This window comes from Candidatus Binatia bacterium (assembly GCA_036504975.1).
Taxonomy (GTDB): Bacteria; Desulfobacterota; Binatia; order UBA9968; family UBA9968; genus JAJPJQ01.
In genome coordinates this window covers 1-8299 of the sequence record DASXUF010000195.1, presented here as the reverse complement: position 1 = coordinate 8299, position 8299 = coordinate 1, and the positions used below count along the sequence as shown (strand labels likewise).

At 58.6% G+C, this 8299-nt stretch carries 11 protein-coding genes; 5 read left to right on the top strand and 6 right to left on the bottom strand.

The annotated features are described in order from the left end of the window. The 5 genes from VGL70_24060 to VGL70_24040 form a co-directional block, all read left to right on the top strand. Positions 1–231 (top strand): hypothetical protein (locus tag VGL70_24060; protein HEY3306608.1); only part of this gene is annotated, 231 nt, incomplete at its 5' end. Positions 232–235: 4 nt separating this feature from the next. Continuing rightward, a complete protein-coding gene (locus VGL70_24055) occupies positions 236–955 on the top strand; it encodes a hypothetical protein (protein ID HEY3306607.1) in 720 nt (239 codons plus the stop codon). Continuing rightward, positions 952–1923 carry an ABC transporter substrate-binding protein gene (locus VGL70_24050; protein ID HEY3306606.1) on the top strand — a complete coding sequence of 324 codons (972 nt, stop codon included), beginning with the start codon at positions 952–954 and terminating at the stop codon, positions 1921–1923. Before VGL70_24055 ends, VGL70_24050 begins: the two co-directional genes overlap by 4 nt. Positions 1924–2011: 88 nt before the next feature. Further along, positions 2012–2251 carry a DUF2007 domain-containing protein gene (locus VGL70_24045; GenBank protein ID HEY3306605.1) on the top strand — a complete coding sequence of 80 codons (240 nt, stop codon included), beginning with the start codon at positions 2012–2014 and terminating at the stop codon, positions 2249–2251. A 20-nt stretch (positions 2252–2271) separates the two neighbouring features. Next, entirely contained in the window at positions 2272–2853 is a 582-nt protein-coding gene (locus VGL70_24040) for a DNA-3-methyladenine glycosylase (protein HEY3306604.1), read from the top strand. Between the two features lie 176 nt (positions 2854–3029). Here the strand turns inward: VGL70_24040 and VGL70_24035 are convergent, their stop codons facing one another. The 6 genes from VGL70_24035 to VGL70_24010 all read right to left on the bottom strand — a co-directional run. After that, the gene (locus VGL70_24035) at positions 3030–3467 is read right to left on the bottom strand and encodes a PIN domain-containing protein (GenBank protein HEY3306603.1); all 438 of its coding nucleotides are present in this window, start codon (positions 3465–3467) and stop codon (positions 3030–3032) included. Beyond that, the gene (locus VGL70_24030; GenBank protein HEY3306602.1) at positions 3451–3687 is read right to left on the bottom strand and encodes a hypothetical protein; all 237 of its coding nucleotides are present in this window, start codon (positions 3685–3687) and stop codon (positions 3451–3453) included. The genes VGL70_24035 and VGL70_24030 overlap by 17 nt, the downstream gene beginning before the upstream one ends. Before the next feature lie 81 nt (positions 3688–3768). Next, positions 3769–4632 carry a xanthine dehydrogenase family protein subunit M gene (locus VGL70_24025; protein HEY3306601.1) on the bottom strand — a complete coding sequence of 288 codons (864 nt, stop codon included), beginning with the start codon at positions 4630–4632 and terminating at the stop codon, positions 3769–3771. Between the two features lie 83 nt (positions 4633–4715). Further along, on the bottom strand, positions 4716–6998 hold the full coding sequence (locus tag VGL70_24020; GenBank protein ID HEY3306600.1) for a xanthine dehydrogenase family protein molybdopterin-binding subunit: 2283 nt from the start codon (positions 6996–6998) through the stop codon (positions 4716–4718). After that, positions 6999–7475, bottom strand: a complete 477-nt coding sequence (locus tag VGL70_24015; protein HEY3306599.1) for a (2Fe-2S)-binding protein — start codon at positions 7473–7475, stop codon at positions 6999–7001. A gap of 94 nt (positions 7476–7569) precedes the next feature. After that, on the bottom strand, positions 7570–8299 hold a 730-nt coding region (locus VGL70_24010; protein HEY3306598.1), incomplete at its 5' end, for an LLM class flavin-dependent oxidoreductase.

Here is an 8299-nt window from a genome sequence, read left to right as displayed (position 1 = left end):
GGACGTTCGAGAGCGATTTTTCCCCGGCTTACGATTTCAAGAAAAACGTCCGGCTGGAATAAGCTCATCATCAGAACGATGACTGGAAGCTCTTACTCTTTTGTCATTCCCGTGAAAACGGGAATCCAGTTCTTCCAAACCTGGACTCCCGCTTCCGCGGGAGTGACTTTTATTTTTCTATCTGCGCAAAGCGATCCGGAACGCTTTGCGCCCTACACTCTCGGAGACTAATCCGATGCGCGGGCCAAGAGGCCAGATCGGCGCGATCACGCCTACCTATCTCGACGAAGCCCAGGATTGGTTCAAAGTAGTTCCGGAAGGCGTCAACGTCGTCTTCGCCACGCTCGGCGTCGAGGAGCACACGCCGGAAGAATTTCACAAAGCGCGCGCGGCGGTGGAGCGCGCCGCGCGCGGGCTGATCAAGCTCGGCGTCGGCGCGGTGGTGCTCGGCGGCTCGCCGCTCGTTATGTCCGAGAAGAGTGAAGGAACCGGAGAGCTGGCCTCCTCGTTGCAAAAGGAGAGCGGCGTGCCAATCGCAACCGGCCAGGATGCCGCCGAGCTGGCGCTTAAGACGCTTGGAATCAGAAAGCTCTTGTTGGTTACGCCATACAAAGAGAGCCTGAACGACGGCATGAAGCGGCGACTCGCGGAGCGCGGCTTCGAGGTGCTCTGTCTCAAAACCGCGCTCTGTCCCGGACCGGCGGAGATGTCGCGTCTTTCGCCCGACCTTCCGCTTCGGCTTGCTCAGGAGGCGTTTCGCGAAGCGCCGCACGCAGAAGGTATTTACATTCCGAATCCGAAGTGGCAGACCTTGGATGCGATCGAGTCGCTGGAAAAAGAGTTAAGGATTCCCGTCGTGACGACGACGCAAGCTTCCGCCTGGTGGGCGCTCAAGGCGATCGAGATCAAAGAGGCGAGACCCGGTTATGGGAGACTTCTGAGGGAGTGTCTATGAAGCGTAAAAAAACTCTCACGGCTCTGGTCGCGTTCTTGACATTTTGCTTCGTCCCGCAGCTTCTTTCGGCCGGCGCCGCTCCCGAGCGCGTGATGATCGGCACGCCGAGCCGCGGGCTCTTCGAGTTCCCGGTCGTCGTGGCGCTGCGCAAGGGCTTTTTTAAAGACGAAGGGTTGAACGCCGACAAGGTTCAGATGCAGCCGGCGATCGGGGTCAAGGCGTTGGTCTCCGGCGACATCGATTATCTGCTCGCCTGGGGCTCGACCCTCCGCGCGGCCGTTACGGGCGTGCCGGTCAAGGTCGTCGCCGGCATGTCGGCGCGGCCGCTCCACGTCTTCATGGTCCGGCCGGAGATCAAGACGGGAAAGGATCTCAAAGGCAAGACGATCGGCGTCGATTCCTTCGCCGGCACCGTGGATTATCTCTCGCGCGTCGCCGTGCGGCATTTCGGGCTCGATCCGGACAAGGACGTCACGATCATCGTCAGCGGCGAGAGCCCGCTGCGCCTGGCGGCGATCCGAGCCGGTTCGATCCACGCGACGCCCATCGACGTCGCCTTCGCCGTCAAGGCGGAAGAGGAGGGGATGAAGCGGCTGCTCAACATGGCCGATGTGATCGACCTTCCGCTCTCGGGCATCGGCGTCACCGACAAGAAGCTCGAGAGCGCGCGCGAGCAAGTCAAGAAAGTGATTCGTGCCACGCTCAGAGGAACGCGCTTCATGAAGCAGAACCGGGCGGAGACGCTCGCGATGATGACCGATTATCTCCGCATCACTCCCGCGCAGGCGGCGCAGGCCTACGACGCTTCGATCAACTCATTCGCCGAGGACGGCTTTGTCTCAGAAAAGGGGCTTCTGCTCGATGTGAACCTTACGAGGGAGCGGCTCAAGCTCAGCAAAGAGATTCCGCTGAGCCAGGTCGTGGACTGGAGCCTGCTGAAGGAAATCAAGGAAACAAAACCTAGATGACTTTGGCGACTTACCCGTGATGTACTGTCCAAAATGTCGGACCGAGTATCGCGACGGTTTTACAAAGTGTGCCGATTGCCAGGTACCGTTGGTTCATGAGTTGGCGGGCCTCGCGATCGATGAGCCTGCGTTCGTTGATCTCGAGGAGGTCTTGAGCACCAACAATCACGGTGAGATCGCGCTGGTAAAATCGCTTCTCGAAGCCGAAAACATTCCCTACGTTGCGCAAGGCGAAAATTTCACCATGAGAGCGCCCATTCCGGTCCGGTTTCTTGTGCCCAGGGAGCACCTCGTTCGAGCGCGCGAAGTCCTTGAAGATCTACTTTAATGTGAAACCTGGCCGCAGCCTTGAAAGTCTCACGCCCGTTTTACCAGCAGCCCACGGTCACAGTCGCTCGGCAGTTGCTAGGTAAGTATCTGGTCCGAAAACATTCCGACGGAAAAACCATCGGGCGCATCGTGGAGACCGAAGCCTACGTCGGCGGCAAGGACCTTGCCTGCCACGCGTCGCGCGGGCGCACGGCGCGGACGGAAATCATGTTCGGTCCAGCGGGCCACGCGTACGTCTACTTCATCTATGGGATGTACTACTGCCTGAATCTAGTCACTGAGGCCGTGGATCATCCGTCGGCGGTGTTGATCCGCGCTCTCGAGCCGGTGGAGGGGATCGACTTGATGAAAGCAAGGAGACGGTCGGAACAGTTGCGCAATCTCGCCAGCGGGCCGGGCAAACTCTGCCAGGCTCTCGCGATCGATAAGTTCCTGAACGGCGCAGATGTATGCGGCAGTGTTCTTTACGTCGAAGATCGCGGCGAGCCGGCGCCGAAGATTTTAGCTACGCCGCGGATCGGCGTCGACTACGCCGGGAAATGGAAAGACAAACCGTGGAGATTTCTGATACGCGGGAATGAGTTTGTCTCGAAAACGTGATAGCTAAAGGGCGTCGCCTACAACTTATCGTAGGCGGCATCTTCGTCGTTGTCCCAGATGCGGCGGAATGAAGCCTCCGACAGTTTAGCAATAGCGTGAGCGAATGCCATTGGATCTTCAGTTTCCAACGAGGCCTCCGGTTTTTCAGGTGTCGAGGTCATAGTTCGGAATTTTTCTTACGATGCGTGCTGTTCAATTTCGGCAAGTGCCTGAGTTGCGCTGAGCCTACGGAACGGCAGCTCTTGAATCTCTTCCAGGAAGTCTCGATTTTCCGAAACGAGCAGTTTGATATTCAGTTCTTCCAGGTGGGCTGCTACGGCGGCATCCCCAAGCTTGCAGCCCAAACGTTGATATTTAGCGATGGTTTCTTGCTGGGCCTTTTCCCAGTTGATTATTATTTTTTGGGGCAGACGGCTTAGCAGACGAAAAAGTGTTCTTACCTCATCTTCAGAAAGATTCGCTTGGAGTTCTTGTAGTATCTGGCGAGGAAGGACAACCGAGAGTCGATGTAAACGCTCTAACAACTGGGCACAAGCGGGAAAATCAGGCACGCGCCTGAGGCCGAAGATCCAGATATTGGTATCCAAAACAATCCGTTCATCCAGAATACTCACGGGCGGCAATCTCCTCACGGAGCTGCTTCAGCTTAGCCATGATTTGCGTTGCCGTCTGGTCGCGTTCTCCCTCCTGTTGGAGACGTTTACGGTATTTTTCCGATAACTGCAGAAGACCCCGACGGAAGCTCAGCTCAGCCGCTCTCTCCAAAAGCGTTTTCTGCTCCGCTTCTTCGAGAGATGCGATCTCGGCTGCCAATTTTTCCACTCTTGCATCCATCTTCGCTCTCCGCAGATACTGTTGGTTTAAACTACCACAAACCGGACACGTCCTCTACTCTTTGAATGGAGCAACTCAAGACTAGCTGGCCAAAGCCTTCACGAACGCCCGCCTTAGATAAACGCCGATCAGGTGGCGCTTGTACTCGGCGCTGCCTTCGAGGTCGTCGACGGGGTCGGCGGCGTCGGCGAGAATCTGAGCGGCGTCGGCCAACTGCTTCTCGACTTTTTCCCTCGGCCCGACGAGCAACGCGTCGGCTTGATCGGAGCGCGCCGGCTTGGCGCTCACGCTGCCGACCACGACTCTGGCTTTGCTCACGTTCCGTCCGCTGTCGTCGACCTCGAGAACCAGCGCGAGGCCGAGCGTCGGCCGCTCTTTGATTTGAAACTTGAGGTAAGCGCCGCGCTTGGTCTTAGAGCTCAGCGGAACATCGATGGCGAGCAACAACTCGTCCGGCGCCAGCGCGGTTTCGTAAGCGCCGGTAATCAGATCGTCCATTTTGAGCATCCGCTGCTCTCCCTTTCCTTGAACATGCACGTGGGCTTCCAGCGCAAGCAGCAAGGTCGCCGGATCGGAGTGAGGCTCGGCGAAGCAGAGATTGCCGCCAAGCGTACCGGTCGCGCGCACGCGCACGTTGGCGACGTGATGGGCCATGTCGGCGAGAACGGGAACAATTTCGCGAATGGCGTCGGATTTTTCGATCGCCCGGTGCGTGACCGTCGCGCCGATGCGGAGCGAATTGTTCCTGGTTTCTATTGTGTTCAATCCTGGAAGCGGCTTCACGTCGACGAGATGCTCGTAACGCAGCAGATCGTGCTTCATCGCCAGCAGCAGCTCGGTGCCGCCGGCGTAAAGACGGCCGGTCTCGCCGTAGTGAGACAGCATCTCCGCCGCTTCTTTCACGGTTTTGGGTTGATCGATCGTGAAACGTCTTAATGGCATCATAAAAATACAGGGATGAAGGCGGAAGGATGAGGGCTGAAAGTAAAAGAGTTTTTGCTTATTCCTTGTTCGTCATCCTTCATCCCTCATCCTTCATCCTTTCTTTTGATCGCCCGCCAGACTTTCTCCGGCGTCAGCGGAGCGCTGCGGATGCGCACGCCCATGGCGCGATCGACGGCGTTGGCGATGTTCGCCGCTATGGAATTGAGCGATCCTTCGCCGCCGCCTTTCGCGCCGTAGGGTCCGACGCCGTCCTGGTTTTGCACCAAATACAGATCGACTTTCTTGGGAAGATCGGCAAAACGCGGCAGGCGATAATCCAGGATCGAGCCGTTCATCAACTGCGGTCCCTGGTAAACCAGCTCCTCGAAAAGACCGGTGCCCATTCCCATCGTCGCGGCGCCGATGTCCTGTCCTTCGGCCAGCGCGGGATTGATCGCGAGGCCGACGTCGCCGACGGTGACAAGCTTCTCGACGTTGATTTTTCCGGTCTCTTCGTCGACGGCGACCTCGACGGCCGTGCTGACGGTCTCCCAAAAGACCGGAATCTGTGAAAACTTGCCGGCTTTTCGGATGTAAGCGCGGCCGATGACTTCCCCGTCGGGCAGCGCGTAGAACTTGCTGATGACCTCCGACCAGTTGAGCTGGGCCTCGCCGCAGCGGACGCCGCCGCGAACGGCTTGAATCTGTTCGACTTTCACTTTCAGCACGTCCGCGGCCATGACCACCATCTGCTGGATCGCTTCGCGGCTCGCTTCCAAAACCGCGCTGCCCATGAGCGTCGTCGTCCGGCTCGCGCCGGTCGAGCGGTCGTAAGGTGTGATCGCGGTGTCCGACGAGACCACGTGAACTTTTTCGAACGGCACTCCCAGCTCTTCCGCCGCGATCTGCGGAATCACCGTGTGGCTTCCCTGGCCTAGCTCGGTGCTGCCGGTCATGATCGTGATGGAGCCGTCGGCGTGGACGCGCACGGCCGTCGAAGTCAGCGGATAGGCGCCGGCGTCGCTGGTCGAGCAGGCGAGGCTCCGGCCGTGGCTCTTGGCAATCGGTTCTTTCCAGCCGATCGCCTTGGCGGCGATGTCGAGATCTTCCTTGAGCGTGCCGTCGAACGGGCGCATCTTGGGCATGAACTCTTCGCCGGGCTTGGCCGCGTTCGCCAGGCGAAATTCATAGGCGTCCTTGCCGATCTTTTTCGCCAGCTCGTCGATCTGCGATTCGCCCGGCAAGGTCACCTGCGCGCAGCCGAAGCCGCGATAAGAGCTGGCCGGCACGGTGTTGGTGTAAAAAGAATAATTGTCGATCTGCACGTTGGGTATCGCGTAAGGCCCGACGCAGCGGTTCGTGGATTTTTCTACGACGAGCGGGCTGTTCTCGGCGTAGGCACCCGTGTTCATGTAAATCCTCGCCTGGCGCGCGATGATCTTGCCGCTGGCGTCGACCGCCGTGCGCATCCATGTATATGCGTCGTCGCTCCGCGTCGTGAGCATCGCCTCTTCGATGGTCAATTGAAGCTTCACCGGCAGCTTGGCCTTCCAGGAGCAGGCGGCGGTGAGCGGCTCGATCTTCGTGTACGACTTGCTGCCGTAGCCGCCGCCGACGAACGGCACGATCAGGCGCACCTGGCTCACCGGCAGGTTAAAAACGGATTTCAGATCGTGGCGCACCATGAAGGGATGCTGCGCCGATGAGTAAACCGTGACGCCGTTCTCCTGGACATCGGCGATGGCGACGTAGGCCTCCATCGCGTAGGCATAGGTCATGGGGAAATAATATTCGGCTTCAACGAAGGCTGCCGCTTTTTTAAAGGCCTCTTCGACGTTGCCCCACTTGAGGTGGTGCTCCTGGCAGATGTTGGTGCCGCGGCCGGCGGTGACTTCGCCTTCGAAGCCGCGCAGCGCGCCGGCCTCGAACTTTCTTTCGTGCAAGAGCGGCGCGTCCTTGGCCATCGCTTCTTCGGGAGTCAGGACCGCCTTCAACTCTTCGTACTTGACGTCGATGTGTTCGAGAGCGCAGAAGGCGGCGCGCTCGTTTTCCGCGACCACCGCGGCCACCGGCTCGCCGACGTAGCGTGCTTTATCGATCGCGAGCAGCGGGTGGTCTTTGACGGCGTGTCCGTAATAGGGATTCAGCCCTTCCAGATCGTTGCCGGTGATGACGCAATAGACGCCGGGCTGGGCAGCGGCGCGCGAAGCGTCGATGGAAATAATTTTCGCGTGAGCGTAAGGGCTGCGCAAAACCTTCGCGTACGCCATGCCGGTGAGCTTCACGTCGCTCACGTACATCGCTTTGCCGGTGACCTTCACCCGCCCGTCGCGGCGTGGGACGGAATGGTTGACGACGTGGAACTCCGTCTTCTTCTCAGCGCTCATTTACTTTTTATTTTCCTCCAGCGTTCCCGCGACTTTCTGAATCGCGCGAACGATCGGCACATAACCGGTGCAGCGGCAGATATTGCCGTCCATATAATGGATGATCTCCTCGCGCGTCGGCTTGGGATTTTCATCCAGCAAGGCTTTGACGGCGAGAATCATGCCCGGCGTGCAAAAGCCGCACTGAAAAGCGAACTCGTCGATGAACGCCTGCTGGATCGGATGCAAGGTGCCGTCGGGCTTGGCAAGGCCTTCGATCGTGACGACGTTCCGTCCGCGCGCTTCGTAAGCGAGCAACGTGCAGGCGCTCACCGGAAGGCCGTCGACCAGCACCGTGCAAGCGCCGCAGACCTGGACCTCGCAAGAGAGCTTCGTTCCGGTGAGGTTCAGCCGGTCGCGCAGGACCTCGGCCAGGGTTTCGCAATGCTCGTAGTCCGTCTCAATCTGCCGGCCATTCAATGAAAAAGATAGTTTCATATGACATCACCATCTGGAGTGATGGAGTGTTGGAGTAATGGAAAATCCGAAAAACAATACTCCAAGACTCCAGTACTCCATGACTCCAATTCCCTCAATCGTAGTGCGGCAAAATCTCCTCGGACCAAAAAGTCATCTGCTTAGTCAGACTATCGATGGTCGGATAGATAATTTTAAGCTCGAAGTGTTGCACGCCGGCCTCGACGAACTCGTCGATGCGGCGGCGCACGTCGCTGACCGACCCGAAGATGTGACGATCGAGCGCGAATTGCATGCTATTGATGTCGCGTTCGTAGCTTTCACTGCTGGTCTTGAGCGTCGGCATCGCGAGGTTGAGTCCTTCGTCTCGCGTCTTCGCGATCGTCGCCAGCTTCTCGACCGCGATCGTGATCTTCGACGAATCGCGGCCGTTCTCTCTGGCGGTTTGCGAAAGGATATCGCAGCCGACTTTCATCTCCGCCGGAGACAGCCAGCCGGGAATCCAGCCTTCGCCGTATTTTCCGGCGCGCTTGGCCGCCAGTTTCATCCAGCCGCCGACCCAAACCGGCGGATGCGGTTTTTGCAACGGCTTGGGAAAAATCTCCGCGTTCTTGAATTGTATAAAATTTCCCCGGTAAGACGCGGCGGGCTCGGTCCAGATCGCTTTCATCGCTTCGATGTATTCGTCAGTCCGGTCGCCGCGCTTGTCGTACGGCACTCCAAAAACGCCGAACTCGTCCGACTCGCGCGTCGCCTTGGAGCCGAGCCCAACGCCTACGATCAGCCGGCCTTTACAAAGCCAGTCCAGCGTCGCGTATTGCTTGGCAGCGTAAATCGGATTGCGG